The organism is Arthrobacter sp. TJ-178 (genome assembly GCF_058269275.1).
In genome coordinates this window covers 49,430-71,876 of record NZ_JBZCNK010000004.1, presented here as the reverse complement: position 1 = coordinate 71,876, position 22,447 = coordinate 49,430, and the positions used below count along the sequence as shown (strand labels likewise).

The window sequence follows — 22,447 nt, the reverse complement described above, 5'->3', positions numbered from 1 at the left end:
GGTCTCTTGAACCTCAAGCCACTGACCGAAGATGAACGCACCAAGGCGCGCGAAAAGGCAACCGCCGCCAGGTCCGTTCGGGCCGAGATTAAGGCCAAGATCAAGACCGGAGAAATGTCCGTCGAAGAGGTCATTTTGTCCCGCTCTTCCGAGGAAGCCGTGGGCCGGCTCAAGGTGGTGGACCTGCTTCGGGCGCTGCCTGGCGTCGGAGAGCGCCGCGCAGCTGGAATAATGGATACCGTGGGCATTGCTCCGACCCGCCGAGTGCGCGGTCTGGGCATCCACCAGCGCAAGGCGCTGATAGAACTTTTGGCATCCGACTAGGGCCGCGCTTCGCTGCGGCCCGCACCCCGGGGCCGAACCACAACGAGAGCAAAGAAGGTCCTCAGTGTCGCAACCGCGGCTGACAGTCCTGGCAGGTCCAACCGCAGTTGGCAAAGGCACGGTGTCCACGTTCATTCGGGACAACTACCCGGAGGTGTGGCTGTCCGTTTCCGCCACCACCCGGCCGCCGCGTCCCGGTGAAGAGCATGGGGTGCATTACTTCTTCGTCTCCCCGGAGGAATTCGATTCCCTGGTGGAAAAGGGCGAAATGCTGGAGTGGGCCGTTGTCCACGGCCGCAACCGTTACGGCACGCTGCGCAGCACGGTAGAGTCGGCCATGGCCGAAGGCCGGTCCGTGCTCCTGGAAATTGATTTGCAGGGTGCACGGCAGGTCAAAAAGACCATGCCGGAGGCTAATTTCGTGTTCCTCGCTCCGCCGTCGTGGGACGAAATGGTCCGCCGGCTGGTGGGACGCGGCACGGAAACGCCCGAAGAACAGCAGCAGCGGCTGGAAACCGCTAAACTGGAGCTTGCTGCCGAGCCCGAGTTCGATCACACCGTGGTAAATGATGACGTCCAGCGGGCAGCAGCTGAGCTTGTATCACTCATGGGAATCAGTCCGCGTCCGCGCTGACGTACCGCAATATCCCGTATCAAGAATTTTGGAGAATCTGTGTCTACTGTGTCTGAAGGCATCATCAACCCGCCGATCGACGACCTGCTGAACGTAGCGGACTCGAAGTACGCGCTGGTCATCTACGGCGCCAAGCGCGCACGCCAGATCAACGCTTACTACTCCCAGCTGCACGAAGGCCTGTTTGAATACGTTGGCCCGCTCGTGGAAACCAAGCTGAACGAGAAGCCGCTGTCCATCGCGCTGCGCGAAATCAACGAGGGCATGCTGGTCAGCCGCCCCGTGGAATCCGCCGAATAACTTCGCCGGAAAACACCAGTAAAAGCTGACCCGAGCGGTCAGGGTCAGGAGCAGCAGCGGTGCGCATAGTTTTGGGTGTGGGCGGCGGCATCGCCGCCTACAAGTCCGCGTCGCTGCTGCGTCTTTTCACTGAAGCCGGACACAACGTCTCAGTGATTCCCACGGAAGCCTCCACTCGGTTTGTGGGCGTGGCCACCTGGGAGGCATTGTCGGGCAACCCGGTCTCCAGTTCGGTTTTTGACGAGGTGGAGAAGGTCAACCACGTCCGGCTCGGACACGAGGCCGACCTCATTGTGGTGGCTCCGGCCACCGCCGACCTGCTGGCCCGGGCGGCCTCCGGGCAGGCCAATGACCTGCTCACCAATACCCTGCTCATGGCGCGCGGACCGGTCCTTTTTGCGCCCGCCATGCACACGGAAATGTGGGCGCATCCCGCCACCCGTGCCAACGTCCAGACCTTGCGCAGCCGGGGAACCCTGGTGATGGAACCCGGCATCGGGCGCCTGACCGGCAAGGATTCCGGGGCCGGGCGCCTGCCGGACCCCGAAGACATTTTCGCCGCCGCCATGGCCGCGGTAAACCGCCTGCCGGCCGAGCCGGAATCCGCACCCGGTCCACTGAGCGGCAAAACCGTCACCATCACCGCCGGCGGCACCCGTGAACCCCTGGATCCCGTCCGCTTCCTGGGCAACCGCTCATCCGGCAAGCAAGGTGCTGCCCTGGCCCGGGCTGCCCTCGACGCCGGAGCGCGGGTCCGCTTCATCGCGGCGCACATGGACATTCCCGCCCCCGACGGCGTTGAACTCACCCGAGTGGAAACAGCCTTGGAACTGCGCGAAGCCGTGCACGCCGCCGCCCCCGGATCGGACGTGCTGATCATGGCGGCCGCAGTGGCGGATTTCCGCCCCGATACTCTCTCCGACACCAAGATCAAAAAGCGCGACGACGGCGCGGATCCGGTCATCACACTGATCCGCAACCCGGACATTCTGGCCGAAGCCGTCCAGCAGCGTGCAGCGAACGCAGGACCGGCCCGTCCGGCACTGATCGTGGGCTTTGCCGCAGAAACCGGAGACGGCAGCGCCGACGTCCTGGACTACGGCCGGCAGAAACTGGTCCGCAAGGGCTGTGACCTCCTGGTGCTCAACCGGGTGGGAACCTCCCTGGTCTTTGGCCAGGACAGCACCGAAGTGACTTTGCTTTCACCGCAGGATTCCGAGACGGCCCCGCCGGCCACCTACACCGGGACCAAGTCCGACGTGGCGCGCAGCATCATTGCCCGCGTCGAGCAGGAGTTTCAAGCAGTCCCCGTGGTCAGCTGAAGTTTCCCGCCGGGGCCTGCCGGTTCCACAGCCTTCCGGCCCCCATTCGGAGGACCCGGCCCGGAACCAGTAGAGTAAATTCCGTGACTTCCCCAGATACTTCAGTACTTTCGGCTGCCCGCGACGGGCTGCGCCTATTCACCTCGGAATCCGTCACCGAGGGTCATCCGGACAAAATCTGTGACCAGATCAGTGACGCCATCCTGGACGGCATGCTCAAGGTGGACCCCGAGTCCCGCGTAGCAGTGGAGACCCTGGTCACCACCGGCCTGGTCCATGTGGCCGGTGAAGTAACCACCGAGGGCTACGTGGAAATTCCGCAGCTGGTCCGGGACACCATCCTGGGCATCGGCTACGACTCCTCCGCCAACGGCTTCGACGGCGCCCGCTGCGGCGTCTCGGTCTCCATCGGCCAGCAGTCCCCGGAAATTGCCTCGCGCGTCTTCAACTCCGTGGAGAACCGGGCCGGTACCTCCGACCCCCTCGACGCGCAGGGCGCAGGGGACCAGGGCATCATGTTCGGCTACGCCTCGGATGAGACCTCCGTGTACATGCCCACCCCCATCTGGCTGGCGCACCGGCTCTCCGAGCGCCTCACGGCCGTCCGCAAGGACGGCACGCTGGATTACCTCCGCCCGGACGGCAAGACCCAGGTCACCATCGGATACGACGGCGACCGCCCGGTCTCCGTGGATTCCGTGGTCATCTCCTCACAGCACGCCGCCGACGTCGAGCTTGAGCAGCTGCGCGAAGACCTCGCCGTCCACGTCATCGAGCCGGTCCTGGCCGGAACCGAGCTGGACACCTCCCGCGTCAAGCACATCCTGAACCCGGGCGGCCCGTTCGTCATCGGCGGTCCGGTGGGAGACGCCGGCCTGACCGGACGCAAGATCATCGTGGACACCTACGGCGGATTTGCCCGGCACGGCGGCGGCGCGTTCAGCGGCAAGGATCCGTCCAAGGTGGACCGCTCCGCGGCCTACGCCATGCGCTGGGTGGCCAAGAACGTTGTTGCGGCCGGCCTCGCCCGCCGCGCGGAGATCCAGGTGGCCTACGCCATCGGCATGGCACACCCCGTGGGCATCTATGTGGAAACGTTCGGCACCGAAACGGTGGACCCGGCCCGCATTGCCGACGCCATCCACGAAGTCTTTGACCTGCGGCCGCTGGGCATCATCAACGCCCTGGACCTGAAGCGCCCGATCTACCAGAAGACCGCAGCCAACGGCCACTTTGGCCGTGAGGATGCGGAATTCACCTGGGAGCGCAAGGACAAGGTCGGAGCCCTCCGCAGCTACTTCAACGCCTAGCCCGGAGGCTCCAATGCGCCAGGATCCGGCCGGAGACAACGGGCAGCTCTCCCTGCTGCACGGATTTGTTGCCCCGGCCCGGAGCCTGGGTACGCAGCCAGCAGCACCCGAGCTGCCCATAGCGCGGGTGCTGCTGGATTCACCGCTGCCGCACTTGGACCGGCCGTTCGATTACCTGGTGCCGGCGGACCTGGACCGGGACGCCGTGCCCGGCGCGCGGGTCAAGGTCCGCTTCGGCGGGCAGGAGCTGCCCGGATTCATTATCGAACGGGCAGCTGCTGCGGACACCTCCGCCCGCCTGGTTCCGCTGGGCAAAGTTGTTTCCCCGCAGCCGGTCCTGGCCCCGCAGATCCTGCAGCTCGCGGAGGCGGTGGCGGCCCGCTATTCCGGCACCGTCCACGACGTGCTGCGGGTGGCTGTGCCGCCGCGCGCCGCACGCGTGGAAAAGGAATTCACTCCGCAGGCACGCGAGGCTGCGGAGGCGGGCGCGGATGTACCGGACGGCCCCGAAGGCTCCGGGCCCAACCCCTGGGCGCGGTATCCGCACGGTCCGCGTTTTTTGACCCATCTGGCGGCCGGACACAGCCCGCGCGCCGTGCTCTCCTCCCTGGGCGGTTACGGCCCCGGCGCGTGGCCGGAGGAAATTGCCGCGGCAGTACAGCACACCCTGCTCTCCGGGCGCGGCGCCGTCGTCGTCGTGCCCGATGCCAAGGACCTGGCCCGGCTGGAAACCGCGCTGGCAGCGCGCATCGGCGCCGCTGCCTTTGTGCGGCTGACGGCCGACGACGGCGCAACACCGCGCTACCGTGCCTTCCTGAAGGTCCTGCACGGGGATGTGCAGGTGGTGATCGGTACCCGGTCAGCGGCCTACGCGCCGGTGCGCAACCTGGGGCTCGCGGTGATCTGGGACGACGCCGATGACCTGCACGCCGAACAGCGCGCGCCCTACCAGCACGTGCGCGATGTCCTGCTGCTGCGTGCCGCCGCGGAAAACACCGCACTGCTGCTGGCCTCGCATTCACGCAGCACCGAAGCCCAGCGGCTGGTGGCCAGCGGCTGGGCTGCGAGCATCGCCGCTGAGCGCAGCACAGTTCGCCAGCTGGCTCCGCGCGTGGTCAGCACCGCCGATTCCTTCAACATGGAACGTGATCCGCTGGCGGCCCGCGCCCGCATTCCGCATGCTGCGTGGAAGGCGGCGCAGGACGGGCTGACCCGCGGCCCGGTGCTGGTGCAGGTGGCCCGCAGCGGCTTCTCGCCGGCATTGTCCTGCCAGGAGTGCCGGGAACCGGCGCGCTGCCGGGCCTGCGCAGGGCCGCTGGGCCTGGCCAGCCGCAACGGCGTACCGGCCTGCCGCTGGTGCGGGCGCCCGGAACCAATGTGGAGCTGCGGAAACTGCGGCGGCACCCAGCTGCGCGGATCTGCGGCCGGTGCCGGACGAACGGCGGAAGAACTCGGCCGTGCCTTCCCCTCCGTCACGGTCATATCTTCCGCCGGGGACCACGTCCGGGCCGAGGTTCCCGATGCCCCGGCACTGGTGGTGGCGACGCCGGGGGCTGAGCCGGTGGCGGCCGGCGGCTATGCGGCCGCCGTGCTGCTGGACGGCAACGCCATGATGTCGCGGGAATCCCTGCGCGCGGGGGAGGAGACGCTGCGGCGCTGGTTCAGCGCGGCAGCCCTGGTCCGGCCCGCCGGAGACAAGGGGCTGGTAGTGGTCACTGCCGATGACACTTCAACGGTGGGCCACCTGCTGCGCTGGGACCCGGCCGGGGCCGCTGAGCGGGAGCTGGAGCTGCGCCGGGAACTGGGTCTGCCGCCTGCGGTGAGGTATGCCGAGCTCACCGGCTCCCGCGAGGCGCTCAGCGCTTTTGTGCCGCGGCTGGACCTGCCGCCGGACGCCCGTGTGGTGGGACCCGCACCGCTGGAAGATCCACCCGGCCCCGCGCCCGTTCACCGGGACGGACAGCTGGGCGGCTCCGGCGGCCGCTACCGTACGCTGCTCTTCTTTCCCTTCGCTGCCGCTCCCGCGGTGACGGCTGCCATGCGGGCCACGAAGGCAGCGGTGTCGGCGAAGAGGACCGGAGACCCGGTGTACATCCGGGTGGATGGAACCGACGTCCTGTAAGGACCGAGCACGCTCAGCGCACGCGCACGCCGATTTTCCGTGTCCGGTGGTCCGGCTTTACCGGAAGGAGCAGGCTGAGTATCCCGCAGTTGTACTGCACATTGATGCAGTCGGTGTTGATCCCTGTGCCCAGAAGGACCTGCCGCTCAACGGTGCCGCATCCGCGCTCATGAACCATCCAGCCGGGACCCGAACAATCCCGAAGGGTGCGGTGTGCACGGATGGTCAGGAGCTGGCCTGCCAGGGTGATTTCCACTGAGCCCGGGTCCGCGCCGGGCAGATCCGCATTCAGGATGTAGTGGTCCCCGTGGCGGTACAGATCAACGGGGACGGCGCTGTTCGAAGCAGCGGCGGAGGGGAATTCGGGGCGGTGGTGTCCGGAACCCTCCGGTCCCGGCTGGTGGCCGAACCCGAAGGCCATGCCTATCAAACTCCTTCCTGCGTGGGTCCGGGTGGAAGTTGTTCATCTGCAGTTTAAGACGGCGCTTGATGCACGGAAAAATCGAGGGAAAGCCAGGCAGCGGCTGATTCAGTTGTGCACAACTAAATTGTGGACTAGGCTCGGACCATGAACGACGTCCTCCACCGCCAGGTCTGCTTTTCGCTGTACTCGGCCTCCCGCGCCGCCACCGCGGTGTACCGGCCGCTGCTGGAAGAGCTGGGCCTGACCTACCCGCAGTACCTCGTGCTGATGGTTCTGTGGGAACAGGACGGCAGAAGCGTCCGGGACCTGGGCCGCGCCCTGGAACTCGATTCCGGAACGCTCTCGCCCCTGCTCAAACGCCTCGAGGCCGCAGGCCTGCTGCGCCGCATCCGCTCCGAAGCGGATGAGCGCCGTGTGGAAGTCCACCTCACCGGGGACGGGCGCAGCCTGCGGGAAAAAGCCCTGCCGCTGTCCCAGCACGTTGCCGAAGCAGCCGGACTGGCACCGGAGGAACTGCGGGCACTGCAGGAGACGCTGGTCAAAGTTACCCGCGCCCTGCGCACTGCCGCAGGCTAGCCTTTGCCGGACGCCCGTCCATCCGATTCCCGTTCAGCTGATGTACCCGCCAGATTTCCCCAATTTTTGTCCCCAGCGGGCCCCAAGCCCGCCTCAAGGAAGGTATCGTCCATGACGAATTCCCCTCAGACCAGCCGCCAGATCCAGCTCGCCTCCCGTCCCGAAGGCTGGCCGACGGATGAGAACTTCCGCCTGGCCGAGGTGCCGGTGCCGGAACTCCAGGAGGGCCAGATCCTGGTCCGCAACCTGTACATGTCAGTGGATCCGTACATGCGCGGCCGCATGAATGACGTCAAGTCCTACGTTCCGCCGTTCCAGATTGACGCCCCGCTCGACGGCGGAGCCATCGGTGAAGTTGTTGAGTCCCGTTCGGAGGGTCACAAGCCCGGAGACAAGGTCCTCCACGGCCTTGGCTGGCGTGACTACGCCGTCCTGGACGGCGCCCGTGCCCGCGTCATTGACACCGACATTGCACCGGCCACCACCTACCTCGGCGTGCTGGGAATGACGGGCATGACGGCCTACGCCGGCCTGACCAAGGTCGCGGAATTCAAGGAAGGCGACGTTGTTTTCGTTTCCGGTGCCGCCGGAGCCGTGGGTTCCCTCGTGGGCCAGATCGCCAAGGCCATGGGTGCCAAGAAGGTCATCGGCAGCGCCGGTTCCGCCGAGAAGGTCCAGCACCTGCTGGAGCTCGGCTTTGATGAGGCCTTCAACTACCACGACGGCCCCGTGAAGGAGCAGCTGAAGAAGGCTGCCGGCGAGGACGGCATTGACGTCTACTTCGACAACGTGGGCGGCGAGCACCTCGAAGCTGCCATCGCGGTGATGAACAAGGGCGGACGGATCGCCATGTGCGGTGCCATCTCGCAGTACAACACCACCGACGCTCCCACGGGTCCGCGCAACCTGGCCCTGGCCATCGGCAAGGAGCTTACTCTGCGCGGCTTCATCGTGGGCAGCTACAACCAGTACGCTGACGAGTTTGCGTCCCTGATGTCCGGCTGGCTGCGCGACGGCGCCGTCAGCTACGACGAGACCTTCGTGGACGGACTGGAAAATGCCCCGCAGGCCTTCATTGACCTGATGAAGGGCGCCAACAAGGGCAAGATGATTGTGACCCTGAAGGCCTGATTCCGGCTTTCTGAGGCGGTGCTTCGGCACAGACTCATGCTTCCAAAGCGGTCCCGGGCTCCAAGCCCGGGACCGCTTTATGCTGCCGTCGCCCGTCAGCGCTTCCGGAACAGGCGGACAGCCTCACCGGCGGCGGCAAGGAGATCCCTGGCGGAGGTCTCCCAGGAATACTCGGCGGCCCGCTTCAGCCCGGCCTCGGAGACGCTGCGCCAGCGCTGCGGATCGTCCAGGGTACGGACTGCGTCCGCAAAGGCTTCCGGACTGTCCGGATCCACCAGCAGGGCGGCACCGCCGGAGACCTCCCGGAAGATCGGAATGTCGCTGGCCACCACCGGGGTGCCGGCTGCCATGGCCTCAATCATCGGCAGTCCGTACCCCTCGGCCCGGGACAGGGTCACGAGGGCGGTGGCCGTCCGCAGCAAATCGCCGTATTCGGCGTCGGTGACGCCGTTGGAAAACACCACACGGGCGCCGTCGGGCACCAGTGCCTGCAGTTCGCTGCGCCGCGCCGGCGAAATCCGGCTCAGCAGGTGCAGCGTGTAACCGGGCAGGTGCTCCATCCCGCGCACCACGGTTTCCACGTTTTTGTACGGCATGAACGAACCCATGTACAGCAGGATCTTTTCCGGGGCAGCCGCGGGATCGCGTCTCGCGGCGCCCGGCTGCGGAGCATTGCCGACAATGCGCACCGGGCGCCTGGTGAGCCGGTGCCGGGCCATCAGCGACCGGGTGGTGTCACTGATGGTGGCGACGACGTCGGCCCGGTTCAGCAGCAGCCGCTGCGGCCAGTACGCCAGATGGTAAAGCCGCCACAGACCCCGCACGGGGAGCGGGAGGAAGCCCGGCGGCGTCGGGTTCGAGTAATAAATCAGGTCGTGCAGGGTCAGGATCAGCGGATACTTCCGTCCCCAGCTGCCCATGGTCTGCATGGGGGAAACGACGACGTCGGCGCCAAGCCGGTTTACGCGCAGAGCCACCAGGAGTTCCGCGGGGGAGAGCGGACTGTTGATCTTCACCCAGGGCAGGTCCGGCAGCAGCGCCAGCTGACGTTCATCGGAGATCAGCATCAGCACGGACGTGTGGCGGGACACGGCCTCGATCAGGGAGGCACCGTACCGGCTGATCCCGTCGTGGTGATCCGTTCGCGTGAACCGCGCGTCCATGGCTATGCGCAGGGTCATGAATGCCTCCGGCGCAGGAAATCGGAGATGAGTTCCGCCGCCTCGGTCGGCGCCTCATAGTGGACCAGATGGCCGACCCCCGGCAGCACGTGCAGTTCCGCGTCCGGCATCAGCGCAGCCAGCCGGTGCTGTCCGGCAACGGACCCCAGATCATCGCGTTCGGCGGCAATCAGGAGCACCGGCATGCCGAGCGCGCCGGCACTGTCCCGCACCGTGGAGGAAATCGACGCCCGGAAGGCATCCAGCACCACGTTCCGGTTGGCGAAGGCGCTGAAATACGCGTCATGCTGTCCGTGGATCCAGCGCCGCAGCGAACGGTCCCGGGTCTTGGCCATGAAAATGCTCATGCCGCGGACGATGGCCGGATGCCGCAGCAGGGCCATGCCCAGCGGCTCGGGCAGCCGGGCAGCGGCCAGGTAGTACAGCTCCGCGGCCTTGCTGGTGATGCCTTTAGGGCCCTCCAGCGCAGGTTCACAGATGGGGTTCACCAAGATGAGTTCGCTGATGAGTTCCGGATGTTCGGCCGCCACCCGGGACGCAATGATGGAACCAAAGGAATGTCCCAGCAGCACCGTGTCCGGGCCCAGATCCGGAAGTCCGCCTGCGAGGGCCGCCGCCACAAAGCCGGCGTAAGCGCCGACGTCGTGCGTTCCCGGAAGGGGCTGGGCGGAGCCGAAACCGGGAAGATCCGGAACCAGAACCCGGTGCTCGGGGAGGGCCTCCACGATGCGCAGCAGGCCGTGATGGTCGCCGCGGAAGCCGTGGACCATGAAGATCGGCGGCGCCTCAGCCTCGGGCCCGCTGGACGCCGTGCCGCCCGCAGCGCCGGGTACCGCCGGAAAATCCCAGCAGCGCTGCAGCGTGCCGTCCACGGCAAAGGTCCGGACCGCGGCCCGGCGGGAGAAGGTAACCTCCGCCGTCGTGCTTCCCTGAAAGGCGGTGCGCACTAGTTGACCGTGTCGGGATGCGAGCCGGAGCGCTGGTTCCGGTCCAGGCCGGCAACGGCATTGCGCTGTGCGGGGCTTAGCTCAAAGGAAAAAACGTCAAGATTCTCTGCCATCCGCTCCGGGGAGCTGGCCTTGGGAATCGCGGTGATGCCCTGCTCCATGTGCCAGCGGAGGATGACCTGGGCGGGGGAAACCCCCAGATCGGCGGCAAGGGACGTGATGACCGGGTCGGCGAGGACCGCGCCGCGGCCCAGCGGACTCCACGCCACCGTGCGGATGCCCAGTTCCTCGTGCAGTGCGATCAGCTCGCGCTGCTGGAGCCAGGGATGCAGCTCCACCTGGTTGACTGCCGGAACCACATCGGCAGCATCCATCAAGGTGCGCAGGTGGCCCGGCTGGAAGTTGGACACGCCGATCGCCCGGATCCGGCCGGCACGGTACAGCTCCTCCATGGCCCGGTAAGTCTCGACGAACAGACCCCGCTCGGGACAGGGCCAGTGAATCAGGTACAGGTCCAGAACGTCCAGGCCGAGGCGGGACATGGAGGCGTCAAAGGCACGCAGGGTGGAGTCGTAACCCTGGTCCGTATTCCACACCTTTGACGTGAGAAAGATCTCATCGCGGACGGTATTGGTCTCTTCCGTGAATGTCCGCAGACCCTCCCCAACACCCTCCTCATTACCGTACAACGCTGCGGTATCAACGTGGCGGTAGCCCGTTTTGAGGGCGTCAAGGACCAGTCGAGCTGCATCCGGGGCGGGAACCTTGTAGGTGCCAAAACCCATCTGATCCATGTAAACGCCGTTATTGAGTGTAAGTTTGGGTGCCGGTTCCATGCAGAAGACTCTACCGAGGATGGCGCCCGCCGTTGGAATCGTTTCTGACCGCGGCACTGGATGAGGGGGCCGCCCGGCACGGAAAAGTACCTGTACTTTCCGTGTGCTGTGGCGTTTTGGTGGAGAATCTTGATTGCATGGTGCACGACGGCAACACTGCTCAAGCGGGACAGCGGTACTTCAGCTTCCCGTGGCTGACTGGGGATGGAGTCGTGGCAGAGTTAACCAAAACCAGCGAAAAATCTGCTGGTACATCAGATGAGAAGGATGGAGAAGTCAATGGTGACTCTCGGTGAGGTATTCCTCAGTGAGTTTGCGGGAACAGCAATACTGATTTTGCTGGGCTGCGGCGTGGTGGCGAATGTTGCCCTGCGCAAGACGAAGGGCAGCGGGGGCGGGACCCTCATGGTCAACTTCGGCTGGGGCCTGGGTGTGTTCGCAGGTGTGTTCGTGGCTGTTCAGTCCGGCGCACACCTCAACCCGGCGGTGACCTTCGGGCTGCTGTTCAACGGTTCGGAACTGGCTCCCGGCGTGGAGACAAGCTTTGCCTCAGTGCTCGTGTACCTGAGCGCTCAGCTGCTCGGTGCAATGTTGGGTGCCGTGGTGACCTGGCTGGCCTACAAGAAGCAGTTCGATGACGAGCCCGACGCCGAGAACATCCTCGGGGTGTTCTCCACGGGCCCGGCCATCCGCTCCTACGGATGGAACGTTGTGACTGAGATCATCGGCACATTTGTGCTGGTCTTCGTCATTCTGGCCTTCGGCGGGACCCCCAACGAGCTCGGCCCGCTGGCCGTGGGCCTCCTGGTGGTTGCCATTGGTGCCTCCCTCGGCGGCCCCACCGGCTACGCCATCAACCCTGCGCGTGACCTCGGCCCGCGCATCGTGCACGCCCTGCTGCCCATCCCCAACAAGGGCAAGAGCGACTGGGCGTATGCCTGGGTGCCGATTGTCGGACCGATCATCGGCGGTTCACTGGCCGGCATTGTCTTCAACGGCATTCCGATGCCCGTTGTCTAAGACCGCATACCGGTTGACTGACTCCACCCCCTCGTCCATTCAGCAGTAAAAGGAGCGAACCATGACTGACCCCACGTACATCATTGCCATCGACCAGGGCACCACCAGCAGCCGTGCGATCGTTTTTGACCATGACGGCAACATTGTCTCCACCGGCCAGAAAGAACACGAGCAGATCTTCCCCCGTGCAGGCTGGGTGGAGCACGATCCTCAGGAAATCTGGACGAACGTCCGCGAAGTTGTGGGCACCGCGCTGTCCAAGGCGAACCTGACCCGGCACGACATTGCCGCCGTCGGCATCACCAACCAGCGCGAAACCGCAGTGGTCTGGGACAAGACCACCGGTGAGCCCGTCTACAACGCCATTGTCTGGCAGGACACCCGTACGCAGCCCACCGTGAACGAACTGGCAGCCGACGGCGGCCTGGAGCGTTACAAGGACCGCGTTGGCCTGCCGCTGGCCACCTACTTCTCCGGCACCAAGATCAAGTGGATCCTGGACAACGTTGAAGGAGCGCGGGAGCGCGCCGAAGCCGGAGACCTGATCTTCGGCAACACCGATTCCTGGATCGTTTGGAACCTCACCGGCGGCACCGACGGCGGCGTGCACATCACCGATGTCACCAACGCCTCCCGCACGCTGTTCATGAACCTGGAGACGCTCACCTGGGACGAGGACATCCTCAAGGACTTCGGCGTGCCGCTGTCCATGATGCCCGAGATCAAGTCCTCCTCCGAGGTTTACGGCACGGTCCACACCTCGCAGCTGCTGCGTGAAACCCCGGTTGCCGGCATCCTGGGCGACCAGCAGGCCGCCACCTTCGGCCAGGCAGCCTTCGGACAGGGCAGTGCCAAGAACACCTACGGCACCGGCTGCTTCCTGATCTTCAACACCGGCGAAGAAATTGTCCGTTCCGAGAACGGCCTGATCACCACGGTGGCGTACCAGCTGGGCGACGCCAAGCCGGTTTACGCACTGGAAGGCTCCATCGCCGTCACGGGATCACTGGTCCAGTGGCTGCGGGACAACCTGGGCATGATCCAGAGCGCACCGGAGATTGAGGCCCTGGCCAATGAGGTCACCGACAACGGCGGCGTCTACATTGTGCCGGCCTTCTCCGGTCTGTTCGCTCCGCACTGGCGCTCCGACGCACGCGGCGCCATTGTGGGCCTGACCCGCTTTGTGAACAAGAACCACATTGCCCGCGCTGCTCTGGAGGCCACGGCCTTCCAGACCCGCGAGGTGCTCGACGCCGTCAACGCCGACTCGGGTGTTCCGCTCACCGAGCTGCGCGTGGACGGCGGCATGGTTGCCAACGAGGCACTCATGCAGTTCCAGGCAGACATCCTGGGCGTGGACGTAGTCCGCCCCAAGATTGTTGAGACCACGGCTCTGGGCGCTGCTTACGCAGCCGGCCTGGCAGTGGGCTTCTGGAACAACACCGATGAGCTGGAGACCAAGTGGGCTGAAGACAAGCGCTGGGCTCCGAAGATGGAAGACAGCGAACGCCAGCGCCAGATGCGTCTGTGGTCCAAGGCCGTAACGCGGACCTTTGACTGGGTTGACGAGGACGTGCTCTAACCCAGGCACGTGAGCGTCTGTGAACCGGCACCAGGTCTTCGGACGGTGTAAGGACACAGGGCTTTCTCGCGAAGGGCCCCGGCGGGTAACCGCCGGGGCCCTTCGTCTTTGGGTTAGAAGTAGCTCACACCGCTGGTCTTGAACGGCAGGCCCAGTCCGCCGGCCACCTCCGCCACCACCTCGGGGCAGAAGTAGTACCACTTCAGCTCGGCAATGAGCGGTGCCCCGTACGCGCCGCGGAGGCGCAGGACGTCGCCCACCACCTCGGGCTCGTGCGGTGCGTTTTTCGGACGCTCCCACATCAGGATGACGTCCTCGCCGTCGAAGTGATGGATGCTCGCCCGGAACAGCTCCCCGGCATCCGGACCGAAGTTGTGGCTCATGGACCCGGAGCGAATCTCCTCGTGTCCGGTCTCGCTGACGTTGCCCACCACCTCGGTGCGTCCGCCGGCCAGGAACAGCTCCACCATGGCGTCGATGTCGTACGCATTGAAGGCTTCGGTCAGCCGGCGCAGCAGCAGTGCATGTTCGGCCGGCTGAGCGGTGCCGGTTCCAGTCCCGGAATCCGCGGAAATCGCAGCCAAGCCGGCCCCGGTGCGGGCTGCCTGCAAAGTTGCCCGGCCGCGGTGCAGGGCCGACTTCACCGCCCCGGTGCTCGTATCCAGCATCCCGGCCACCTCAGCCAGCGGATAGGCAAACACGTCCTTGAGGACCACGCACGCACGTTCACGCGGCGGCAGCAGCTGCAGCAGGTGCCGCAGCGCTGCTTCCACCTCCAGGCTCACCAGCGGGTCCGCGGCCGTATCGTCCGGAAGGTCTGCGCCGGAGCCGGTCCACTCCAGCGCGGTCCTGCTGCTGCGGCGCAGGGAGTCTATCCAGGTGTTCGTGGCAATCCGCACCAGCCAGGCCTGCGTATTCCGAATCGGTTCGTGCCGCTGTGACGCCTCCGCCAGGGCCTTGGTCAGAGTTTCCTGCAGCAGGTCCTCGGCATCCCACACCGTGGAAGTCAGGCTGCGGCAGTACGCGTACACCGAGGCCCGCACCGGCTCCAGTGCTACCAGGAAATCGCGGCGTGCCTGCCGCAGATCCCTCCTGTTTTCCGCGAAAGCTGCGCTCTCTTCCGCCGTTCCGGTATCCAAGGCCGTTCCCGTTCCGAGTGTCATTGCCGGTATCCCCTCTCTCCCCGCCGAGGCGGTGCCTGATGCAAAGCATGGCACTGCGCCATGTTCTTAACCGGTAGACGCACTGGGCGGCCGAAAAGATACGGAGCGGACGGAACCTCTGTGAAGGCATGGCAGAATCGCCGGATGGAACTGCACACGCCCCGCCTCCTCCTGCGCCCTTACCGGGAAGCGGATGTGGCTGCCGTGCACCGCTTCGCCTCCGACCGGCGGCTGACCGAATACGTCGAATGGGGTCCCAATACCCTGCAGGACAGCCGCGACTTCCTGGCTTCCTGCCTCGCCGAGGAGCAGCAGACTCCCCGGCTGGCCTTCACCTTTGCGCTGACAGCGCCCGACGGCGGCGAAGGATTTCGCGGCGACGGAGCCGGCGGCGAAGGATCCGGCGAGCCGTTCGGCTCCGTGGGGCTGACACTGAACGGGGCCGGTACAGGTACCGGATCCGGCACCGCAGGGTCCACGGGGGAAGTCGGGTACGTCCTGGCCGCCGACCACTGGGGCCGAGGCTACGCCACGGAAGCCGCGGCCGCCGTCGTCGGCTTTGGCTTCGGCACGCTGGGACTGAACCGGATCACCGCCACCTGCCGGCCGGCCAACGCTGCTTCGTCCCGGGTGCTGGAGAAGACCGGAATGGTGCTGGAAGCCCGGCTGCCCGCGCACAAACTCATCCGGGGCCGGTGGGAAGATTCGCTGCTGTATGCGATCGCTTCGTCATAGGCTGTGGCGCGGCTGCCGCAAAGGGGCGGCTGTTGTAAAGTGGAAAGATGAACGTTTCCCTCCTCCTTAGGTAGCCGCGCACCGTCCGTGCGCGGCCCAGCCCCTTGCCTGCCGAGGGGCTTTTGTGTGTCTGGGGGAGAGCGTGGCGAAACTTGAGTTTTAAGCGGCGGGACCGGCACGGACCGGCGACCGCGGATCAACAGGATTTCTTTGAGGACAGAGGCGACAACAGTGAGTACGCAGTCACAGACGGATGAGTCTGAAGAGGCCGTATACAGTTTTGCGGACATCGAGCAGAAGTGGCCGGCGGTCTGGGACGAGCTCGGTGTGTTTCAGCCCGCCGACGACGGTTCCAAGGAACGCCGCTACGTGCTGGACATGTTCCCGTACCCCTCCGGTGACCTGCACATGGGCCACGCCGAAGCGTTTGCCATGGGCGACGTCGTCGCCCGGTACTGGCGCCAGCTCGGCTACGACGTGCTGCACCCGATCGGCTGGGACTCCTTTGGCCTGCCCGCTGAAAACGCGGCCATCAAGAACAACGCGCACCCCAGCGACTGGACCTACCGCAACATTGACACGCAGGCTGCGTCGTTCAAGCGCTACGCCATCAGCGTTGACTGGTCGCGCCGGATCCAGACCTCAGACCCGGAGTACTACCGCTGGACGCAGTGGCTGTTCAAGCGTTTCTACGAGCGGGGCCTGGCCTACCGCAAGAACTCCCCGGTCAACTGGTGCCCGAAGGACCAGACCGTGCTGGCCAACGAACAGGTTGTCAACGGAGCCTGTGAGCGCTGCGGCACCCAGGTCACCAAGAAGTCGCTGAACCAGTGGTACTTCAAGATCACTGATTACGCGGACCGCCTGCTCGATGACATGGAGCAGCTCAAGGGCCACTGGCCCGAGCGTGTGCTGGCCATGCAGAAGAACTGGATCGGCCGCTCCGAAGGCGCGCACGTCCGGTTCACCATCGAGGCCGACGGCGACAAGCCGGCCGAGCAGGTCACCGTCTTCACCACCCGCCCGGACACCCTGGCCGGAGCCACGTTCTTCGTGGTGGCTGCCGATGCTCCGCTGGCGGTTGAGCTGACCACCGACGAAAACATGGACGCCCTGCAGGATTACCGCGAGCAGGTCAAGGCCCTCTCGGACATTGAGCGCCAGTCCACCGAGCGCACCAAGACCGGTGTCTTCACCGGCCGCTACGCCGTGAACCCGCTGAACGGTGAAAAGCTGCCCGTCTGGGCCGCCGACTACGTGCTGGCCGACTACGGCACCGGCGCCATCATGGCCGTGCCCGCGCACGACCAGCGCGACCTGGACTTCGCCAAGACCTTTGACCTGCCGGTCAAAGCCGTCCTGGACACCGGCGAAGAGGATCCGGCAGAGACCGGCATCGCCACCACCGGTGAAGGTACCCTGATCAACTCCGGCAAGCTGGACGGGCTGCCCAAGTCCGAAGCCATTCCCGCTGCCATCGAGATGCTCCAGGAGCAGGGCACGGGCGAAAAGTTCGTGAACTTCCGGCTGCGTGACTGGCTGCTCTCCCGCCAGCGCTTCTGGGGCACGCCCATCCCGATCATTCACTGCGAGAACTGCGGCGAGGTTCCGGTCCCGGACGATCAGCTGCCCGTCACCCTGCCCACCGGGCTGAAGGGCGAGGCGCTGGCGCCGAAGGGCACCTCCCCGCTGGCTTCCGCCGAGGACTGGGTCAACGTTTCCTGCCCCACCTGCGACGGCCCGGCCCGCCGCGACACGGACACCATGGACACCTTCGTGGACTCGTCCTGGTACTTCATGCGCTTCGTTTCCCCGCACTACACCGACGGACCGTTTGATCCGGAGGCTGCGAAGAACTGGATGCCCGTGGGCCAGTACGTGGGCGGCGTCGAACACGCCATCCTGCACCTGCTCTACGCGCGCTTCTTCACCAAGGTGGTCCATGACATGGGCCTGCTGGAAGCCAGCGAGCCCTTCAGCTCGCTGCTGAACCAGGGCCAGGTCCTGAACGGCGGCAAGGCCATGTCCAAGTCCCTGGGCAACGGCGTGGACCTGGGCCAGCAGCTGGACAAGTACGGCGTCGACGCCGTGCGCCTCACCATGATTTTCGCTTCCCCGCCGGAGGACGACGTCGACTGGGCGGACGTTTCGCCGTCGGGCTCCGCGAAGTTCCTGGCCCGCGCCTGGCGCCTGGGCCAGGGCGTCACCAGCGAACCCGGCGTCGACTTCGCCAAGGGCGACAAGAAGCTGCGCGCGCTGACGCACCGCACGGTTGCCGACGCCACCGAGCTGCTGGAGAACAACAAGTTCAACGTGGTGGTGGCCCGGACCATGGAACTGGTCAACGCCACCCGCAAGGCGATCGACTCCGGTGTCGGCGGAGCGGACCCCGCGGTCCGCGAAGCCGCCGAGACCGTGGCGATCATCCTGAGCCTGTTCGCCCCGTACACCGCCGAGGACCTGTGGGCGCTGCTGGGCCGTCCGGCCTCCGTGGTCAACGCCGGCTGGCCGGCCGTGGATGAAACGCTGCTGGTCCAGGACACGGTCACCGCCGTCGTCCAGGTGCAGGGCAAGGTCCGCGACCGCCTCGAGGTGTCCGCAGACATCAGCGAGGAAGACCTGCGCGAACTGGCGCTGGCCTCCGACGCCGTGCAGAAGGTTCTGGACGGGCGCGGAATCCGCACCGTGATTGTGCGCGCGCCGAAGCTCGTGAACATCGTTCCGGCGTAGGCTGGCGCTTCAACAGGAAGCACGGCGCGGCTGCAGCGCGGCGCGCGGCGATACGAGGGGCGGATGAACGTGGACTGGCTGGACAAGCTGAGTGCGCGCGCAAAACGGAGGCGGCTTCGGGAAACCGGTGCCGCCCCCGTGCCCCGCGTGGGCGTAGTTACGGATTCCGCCGCCGCGCTGCCGGCTAACTGGGCACGTTCCGCCGAGGTCACCGATCTGGTGCGCGTGGTGTCCATGCCGGTCATGATTGGCGACCAGATTTACAGCGAGGGCACCGACCGCCTGGTCGGTGCCCTCGCGCTGGCTTTGGCGCAGGGTTCCGACGTGCGGACCTCACGTCCGGCTCCGGGCCAGTTTGAGGCTGCCTACGCAGAACTCGCCGCCCTGGGCTGCAGCTCGGTGGTTTCACTGCACATGTCCGGGGAATTGTCCGGAACCGTGGATTCCGCCCGGCTGGCGGCCCGCTCCGCCCCTCTCCCGGTCACCGTGGTCGATACGGCCAGCGTGGCGATGGGTCTGGGTTTCGCCGTGACGGCAGCTGCCGAAACAGCGCGCGACGGAGGTTCGGCTGCGGCTGTGGAGGCCGCGGCCCGCGCCGCCGCCGCCTCCAGTGCCATCCTCTTTTACGTACCCAGCCTCGATCAGCTGCGCCGCGGCGGCCGGATCGGGGCAGCAGCAGGCTGGTTCGGCACCCTGTTTGCCGTCAAGCCGATCCTGGTGGTGAAGGCGGGCAAGGTGGTTCCGCTGGAACGGGTACGTTCAGCGCCCCGGGCACTGGCCCGGCTCACCGAACTGGTCCAACAGGAAATCGCCGCACGGACTGTCCCGGTGCGCGTGGCCGTGCACCACTTCGGGAATGAATCCGAGGCCGAACGGCTGGCCGGGGCCATTGAGGAAACATCTCCGGACGTTGAGCTGACGATCTGCTCGCTGCCGGCAGTCCTGGCCGCCCATGCAGGACTGGGGGTTTTGGCGGTGGCGGTATCCGGGGACTCCGGCGTTTCACCGCAGGTACGGGCTGCCGGGCCGGATCCGGGGTAGGGCGCTCTGCCTTCGCCGCGGGCCTTCAGACAGCGGTCTTAGCCGCGGGCCTGAACCGGGTTGGCGAACGGCAGCCTGCCGTGAACCTGCAGGAACTGCGCATGGTAAGCAGCCAGCGCACCGTTGAGTTCCTCCGCCGGCAGTTCCTTCCACGCCAGCAAAAGGTCCTCCGCATCCGCTAGCTGCCAGATCAGCCTCCCGTCCCAGTGCCCGGTGGGCCGGCCGTTTCCGAAGTCCACAAATTCGGAGATCTGGCGGCGGAGCCCGCGGTTGCCCTTGCTGCCCGGGCTGGCTTTGCCGATGAACAGGACATCTGCGTCCGGCACCCATTCGGCCGCGAGCCGGCCCTTCGGAAGGGACGGGTTTTTCTTCTTGAAAGTCCCGGCAGTGCTTTGGGGAAGGAACCGGGGCTCAAATCCGGCGGGCCGCAGCACCATGAAGATCCCCTGACGCTGCGGAATCCGGTTGATGTCGAGGGCCGCAATGGGCCGGAATCCGGTGAACCCGTCGGCGGTGAGGGATTTCTTGTTCAATGGCTGGGGGCTCCTGGATCTGGACGGGTGGGTTCTGGACGGGTGGGTTCTGTACGCGGGATGTGGCTGGCGGAGCGCCTTTGCTGCGGGGCGATTCGCACCTTCGATGTTACCGGGCCGTGCCCTGCCCGCTTCCACTGATGGCGTGTAGCTTCGTGGCCCCTGGCCCCTGCCACTCGCGATCCAGGAACGCACTCGGTGAATACGATCCGTCGGGTCCGCGTTTGACCCATCCCTCTGACACCTGCAGGGGGTCCGGACCTAAGCTGAACGGGGCAGGACGGATACGGGTTGGACGCCGGCCCGATCATTTCTGATTACCCTCGAGCGCCCTGCGCAGGGCCAACGGACAAGCGAGGCTTTGGTCAGAGTTTCGCGCTAACAGGGAGCATCAATATGTGCACAGGCATCAGGTACACAGACGGCAACGGCAACCTCTATTTCGCCCGCAACCTCGACTGGACGTCGGACTTCGGGGAACGGGTGGTGGTGACCCCCACCGGTTATGCCACCAAGTCTCCGTTCGGTGCGGTGCCGCGCATCCAGCACGCCGTGATCGGCATGGGCATCGTGCAGGAGGATACCCCGCTGTACTTCGACTGCGGCAATGATGCGGGCCTGGCTGTCGGCGGCCTGAATTTTCCGGGATACGCGCAGTACGCTCCGGGGCCGGTTGAGGGCAAGACGAACGTTCCCGCGTTCGAGTTCCCGCTCTGGGTTGCCTCCCAGTTCACCACTGTTGACGAGGTAGAGGCGGCGCTGGAAAACGTCGTCATCGTGGACCGGCCGATCAATGACAAGTACCCCAGCTCGCTGCTGCACTGGCTAATCGTCGACAAGACCCGTGCCATCGTGGTGGAGCACACGCGCGAGGGCATGAATGTCTTCCACGACGACGTCGACGTCCTCACCAACCAGCCCGGGTTCGGCTGGCACCATGAAAACCTCCGCAACTACCTCAACACGTCCCCGGACTTCCCGGAGGAGGTTGTGATTAACCAGGCGCATCTGACGCCGTTCGGATCCGGGTCCCTCATGCGCGGGATACCGGGCGATTACTACTCTCCGTCACGGTTTGTGCGTGCGGCCTATGTCAACGCGCACTACCCGCGGAAGACGACTGAGGAAGAGAACGTCAGCCGTGCCTTCCACACCCTGCAGCAGATCGCGATGGTGGAGGGCAGTGCCGCCATGGGTTCCGGCGAGTTCGAGAAGACCACGTACACCGGGCTCTTCTCCTCCCGGACCATGACCTATTACTGGAACACGTACGACGACCCGGCTATCCAAAGCGTGGCCATGGCGGACCACAAGACAGACGGAACGGAGATTGTGGTCGTTTAACCTGGAGTTCTCCGATGCAAGGCATCCTGCACAGGGCGCCTTGCATCCAGGCAAAGCAGTTGATCTGCACAGGTCACGTCCGCGCCGTTTGGGGCAGCTCAGTGCCGCCCTAACTTTACCTGCATGGCAGAACACCGCTGGGACACCGCCCCCTCCGCATCGAGGCTGAACCCTCCGTGGCCGGCTTCCGGGGCTGGGGAGCAGGAACCGCCTCCGGTCTCTGTAGCCGAGGAATCTCCGGGTGAAGCGGACGCCCCGGGTAATGTCCCTGCACCGCGGCGCTGGATGATGTCCTTCCGTGCCGCTGCCCTGGCGGTTTGTCTGCTGGTGGGGATTACCGCCGGCCTGGCGGTCTTCAAGGGGGCCGGGGCGGATACCGAGGTCAGCAGTGTTAATCTGGCTGCTGACGGTCCGGAGGCCGGAGACCCCTCAGCAGGTACCGGTACGGGCTCCGCCGCAGATGCCGACGGGGATGGAACCGCCGGAGGTCCCGCCGGTTCCGGAGCCGGCGCTGAGGGCGCGTCCCGGAGCGAGCCGACGGGGGTTTCCACTGAATCGGCAGCGGGGGAGTCACCCACCGGTCCATCGATCCTGGTCATCCATGTCGCCGGAGCCGTGGGCCGGCCCGGTGTCGTCCAAGTGCCCTCCGGCAGCAGGACCGTCGACGCCGTGGATGCTGCCGGGGGAGCAGCGGCTGATGCGGACCTCACTGCGGTGAACCTCGCGGCGCCGCTGCAGGACGGGATGATGGTCATCGTTCCCCGGGAAGGTGAAACCCTTGAAAACCCGGCACCCGTCGCCGCTCCGCCGGCTGGCGACGCAGCCGGCAACGGAACGGGGCCAGGCGGAACCGGGGGTACGGCGCCGATTCCCGGATCGGGTGCCCTGGTCAACATCAACTCGGCATCCCTGCAGGAACTTGATGCCCTCCCTCGGGTGGGACCCGTCATCGCGCAGCGGATCATCGACTGGCGGGCCGATCACGGGAAGTTTGCCCGGCCTGAAGACCTGGATGCAGTTCCCGGCATAGGAGAAGCGATGCTGGCCGCGCTGCTTCCTCTCATCGCGGTCTGACAGCTGCCCGGTGACAAGGGGACACGGGTCTCAGGGGCCCGGAGAAGCTGCCCGCACAGGAACAGGGCAACCGCTGCGGCGTGATCTTCACCAGTCCAGCCGGTGGCAGCGATACACC

21 protein-coding genes are annotated in these 22,447 nt (G+C 66.0%); 15 read left to right on the top strand and 6 right to left on the bottom strand.

What is annotated here, in order from left to right; genetic code table 11:
* The first annotated feature begins 6 nt into the window (after positions 1–6).
* The 6 genes from mihF to AC4D2Q_RS11860 all read left to right on the top strand — a co-directional run bounded on the left by mihF (position 7) and on the right by AC4D2Q_RS11860 (position 6,012).
* Positions 7–324 (top strand): integration host factor, actinobacterial type, encoded by a 318-nt coding sequence (gene mihF / locus AC4D2Q_RS11885; protein ID WP_490925666.1) that lies wholly within the window; start codon positions 7–9, stop codon positions 322–324.
* 64 nt (positions 325–388) lie between these two features.
* Positions 389–958, top strand: a complete 570-nt coding sequence (gene gmk / locus AC4D2Q_RS11880) for a guanylate kinase (RefSeq protein ID WP_400928636.1) — start codon at positions 389–391, stop codon at positions 956–958.
* A gap of 39 nt (positions 959–997) precedes the next feature.
* Positions 998–1,258 carry a DNA-directed RNA polymerase subunit omega gene (gene rpoZ / locus AC4D2Q_RS11875; protein ID WP_152217989.1) on the top strand — a complete coding sequence of 87 codons (261 nt, stop codon included), beginning with the start codon at positions 998–1,000 and terminating at the stop codon, positions 1,256–1,258.
* A 59-nt stretch (positions 1,259–1,317) separates the two neighbouring features.
* Positions 1,318–2,580, top strand: a complete 1,263-nt coding sequence (gene coaBC / locus AC4D2Q_RS11870) for a bifunctional phosphopantothenoylcysteine decarboxylase/phosphopantothenate--cysteine ligase CoaBC (RefSeq protein ID WP_490946641.1) — start codon at positions 1,318–1,320, stop codon at positions 2,578–2,580.
* Positions 2,581–2,663: 83 nt separating this feature from the next.
* On the top strand, positions 2,664–3,890 hold the full coding sequence (metK, locus tag AC4D2Q_RS11865; protein ID WP_490946640.1) for a methionine adenosyltransferase: 1,227 nt from the start codon (positions 2,664–2,666) through the stop codon (positions 3,888–3,890).
* A 13-nt stretch (positions 3,891–3,903) separates the two neighbouring features.
* On the top strand, positions 3,904–6,012 hold the full coding sequence (locus AC4D2Q_RS11860; RefSeq protein ID WP_490946639.1) for a primosomal protein N': 2,109 nt from the start codon (positions 3,904–3,906) through the stop codon (positions 6,010–6,012).
* Between the two features lie 13 nt (positions 6,013–6,025).
* On the opposite strand, the gene AC4D2Q_RS11855 is transcribed toward AC4D2Q_RS11860, so the two are convergent.
* Positions 6,026–6,433, bottom strand: a complete 408-nt coding sequence (locus AC4D2Q_RS11855) for an Hsp20/alpha crystallin family protein (RefSeq protein ID WP_490946637.1) — start codon at positions 6,431–6,433, stop codon at positions 6,026–6,028.
* Between the two features lie 147 nt (positions 6,434–6,580).
* Here AC4D2Q_RS11855 and AC4D2Q_RS11850 point away from each other — a divergent pair, with 147 nt between their 5' ends.
* Positions 6,581–7,012, top strand: coding sequence for a MarR family winged helix-turn-helix transcriptional regulator (locus AC4D2Q_RS11850; RefSeq protein WP_490946636.1), 432 nt, complete (start codon positions 6,581–6,583; stop codon positions 7,010–7,012).
* Between the two features lie 111 nt (positions 7,013–7,123).
* Entirely contained in the window at positions 7,124–8,143 is a 1,020-nt protein-coding gene (locus tag AC4D2Q_RS11845) for an NADP-dependent oxidoreductase (RefSeq protein ID WP_490946635.1), read from the top strand.
* A 95-nt stretch (positions 8,144–8,238) separates the two neighbouring features.
* Here AC4D2Q_RS11845 and AC4D2Q_RS11840 read toward each other — a convergent pair whose 3' ends face one another.
* From AC4D2Q_RS11840 to AC4D2Q_RS11830, 3 genes are read right to left on the bottom strand one after another with little or no spacing between them, the layout of a single operon-like run.
* Positions 8,239–9,318 carry a glycosyltransferase family 4 protein gene (locus AC4D2Q_RS11840; RefSeq protein WP_490947052.1) on the bottom strand — a complete coding sequence of 360 codons (1,080 nt, stop codon included), beginning with the start codon at positions 9,316–9,318 and terminating at the stop codon, positions 8,239–8,241.
* A 2-nt stretch (positions 9,319–9,320) separates the two neighbouring features.
* Positions 9,321–10,271: an alpha/beta fold hydrolase gene (locus tag AC4D2Q_RS11835; protein WP_490946634.1), complete on the bottom strand. Its 951-nt coding sequence runs from the start codon at positions 10,269–10,271 to the stop codon at positions 9,321–9,323.
* Positions 10,271–11,107: an aldo/keto reductase gene (locus tag AC4D2Q_RS11830; RefSeq protein ID WP_490946633.1), complete on the bottom strand. Its 837-nt coding sequence runs from the start codon at positions 11,105–11,107 to the stop codon at positions 10,271–10,273. The genes AC4D2Q_RS11835 and AC4D2Q_RS11830 overlap by 1 nt, the downstream gene beginning before the upstream one ends.
* 282 nt (positions 11,108–11,389) lie before the next feature.
* On the opposite strand from AC4D2Q_RS11830, the gene AC4D2Q_RS11825 reads away from it, so the two are divergent.
* Entirely contained in the window at positions 11,390–12,127 is a 738-nt protein-coding gene (locus AC4D2Q_RS11825) for an MIP/aquaporin family protein (RefSeq protein ID WP_490926020.1), read from the top strand.
* A gap of 61 nt (positions 12,128–12,188) precedes the next feature.
* Positions 12,189–13,709 carry a glycerol kinase GlpK gene (gene glpK, locus AC4D2Q_RS11820; RefSeq protein ID WP_490925657.1) on the top strand — a complete coding sequence of 507 codons (1,521 nt, stop codon included), beginning with the start codon at positions 12,189–12,191 and terminating at the stop codon, positions 13,707–13,709.
* A 113-nt stretch (positions 13,710–13,822) separates the two neighbouring features.
* Here the strand turns inward: glpK and AC4D2Q_RS11815 are convergent, their stop codons facing one another.
* Positions 13,823–14,872 carry a sigma-70 family RNA polymerase sigma factor gene (locus AC4D2Q_RS11815; RefSeq protein WP_490946632.1) on the bottom strand — a complete coding sequence of 350 codons (1,050 nt, stop codon included), beginning with the start codon at positions 14,870–14,872 and terminating at the stop codon, positions 13,823–13,825.
* A gap of 144 nt (positions 14,873–15,016) precedes the next feature.
* On the opposite strand from AC4D2Q_RS11815, the gene AC4D2Q_RS11810 reads away from it, so the two are divergent.
* The 3 genes from AC4D2Q_RS11810 (at position 15,017) to AC4D2Q_RS11800 (ending at position 19,378) form a co-directional block, all read left to right on the top strand.
* Positions 15,017–15,607: a GNAT family N-acetyltransferase gene (locus AC4D2Q_RS11810; RefSeq protein WP_490946631.1), complete on the top strand. Its 591-nt coding sequence runs from the start codon at positions 15,017–15,019 to the stop codon at positions 15,605–15,607.
* A gap of 231 nt (positions 15,608–15,838) precedes the next feature.
* On the top strand, positions 15,839–18,337 hold the full coding sequence (gene leuS / locus AC4D2Q_RS11805) for a leucine--tRNA ligase (protein WP_490946630.1): 2,499 nt from the start codon (positions 15,839–15,841) through the stop codon (positions 18,335–18,337).
* A gap of 63 nt (positions 18,338–18,400) precedes the next feature.
* Complete coding sequence (locus AC4D2Q_RS11800) at positions 18,401–19,378, top strand: DegV family protein (RefSeq protein ID WP_490946629.1); 978 nt, start codon at positions 18,401–18,403, stop codon at positions 19,376–19,378.
* 38 nt (positions 19,379–19,416) lie between these two features.
* On the opposite strand, the gene AC4D2Q_RS11795 is transcribed toward AC4D2Q_RS11800, so the two are convergent.
* Positions 19,417–19,911: a hypothetical protein gene (locus AC4D2Q_RS11795; RefSeq protein WP_490946627.1), complete on the bottom strand. Its 495-nt coding sequence runs from the start codon at positions 19,909–19,911 to the stop codon at positions 19,417–19,419.
* Between the two features lie 396 nt (positions 19,912–20,307).
* Between AC4D2Q_RS11795 and bsh the strand changes: the two genes are divergently transcribed.
* Positions 20,308–21,255, top strand: a complete 948-nt coding sequence (gene bsh, locus AC4D2Q_RS11790; protein WP_490946626.1) for a choloylglycine hydrolase — start codon at positions 20,308–20,310, stop codon at positions 21,253–21,255.
* 123 nt (positions 21,256–21,378) lie between these two features.
* Positions 21,379–22,329, top strand: coding sequence for a ComEA family DNA-binding protein (locus AC4D2Q_RS11785; RefSeq protein ID WP_490946624.1), 951 nt, complete (start codon positions 21,379–21,381; stop codon positions 22,327–22,329).
* The last annotated feature ends 118 nt before the right edge of the window (positions 22,330–22,447 follow it).

What these genes read in the sequence shown, in the direction of transcription:
- AC4D2Q_RS11850 (WP_490946636.1), top strand. Translation starts at nt 6,581, where the DNA reads ATGAACGACGTCCTCCACCGCCAGGTCTGCTTTTCGCTGTACTCGGCC.
- AC4D2Q_RS11800 (WP_490946629.1), top strand. Translation starts at nt 18,401, where the DNA reads ATGAACGTGGACTGGCTGGACAAGCTGAGTGCGCGCGCAAAACGGAGG.
- AC4D2Q_RS11860 (WP_490946639.1), top strand. Translation starts at nt 3,904, where the DNA reads ATGCGCCAGGATCCGGCCGGAGACAACGGGCAGCTCTCCCTGCTGCAC.
- AC4D2Q_RS11855 (WP_490946637.1), bottom strand. Translation starts at nt 6,433, where the DNA reads ATGGCCTTCGGGTTCGGCCACCAGCCGGGACCGGAGGGTTCCGGACAC.
- bsh (WP_490946626.1), top strand. Translation starts at nt 20,308, where the DNA reads ATGTGCACAGGCATCAGGTACACAGACGGCAACGGCAACCTCTATTTC.
- AC4D2Q_RS11845 (WP_490946635.1), top strand. Translation starts at nt 7,124, where the DNA reads ATGACGAATTCCCCTCAGACCAGCCGCCAGATCCAGCTCGCCTCCCGT.
- AC4D2Q_RS11830 (WP_490946633.1), bottom strand. Translation starts at nt 11,107, where the DNA reads ATGGAACCGGCACCCAAACTTACACTCAATAACGGCGTTTACATGGAT.
- AC4D2Q_RS11815 (WP_490946632.1), bottom strand. Translation starts at nt 14,872, where the DNA reads ATGACACTCGGAACGGGAACGGCCTTGGATACCGGAACGGCGGAAGAG.
- glpK (WP_490925657.1), top strand. Translation starts at nt 12,189, where the DNA reads ATGACTGACCCCACGTACATCATTGCCATCGACCAGGGCACCACCAGC.
- AC4D2Q_RS11785 (WP_490946624.1), top strand. Translation starts at nt 21,379, where the DNA reads ATGGCAGAACACCGCTGGGACACCGCCCCCTCCGCATCGAGGCTGAAC.
- AC4D2Q_RS11810 (WP_490946631.1), top strand. Translation starts at nt 15,017, where the DNA reads ATGGAACTGCACACGCCCCGCCTCCTCCTGCGCCCTTACCGGGAAGCG.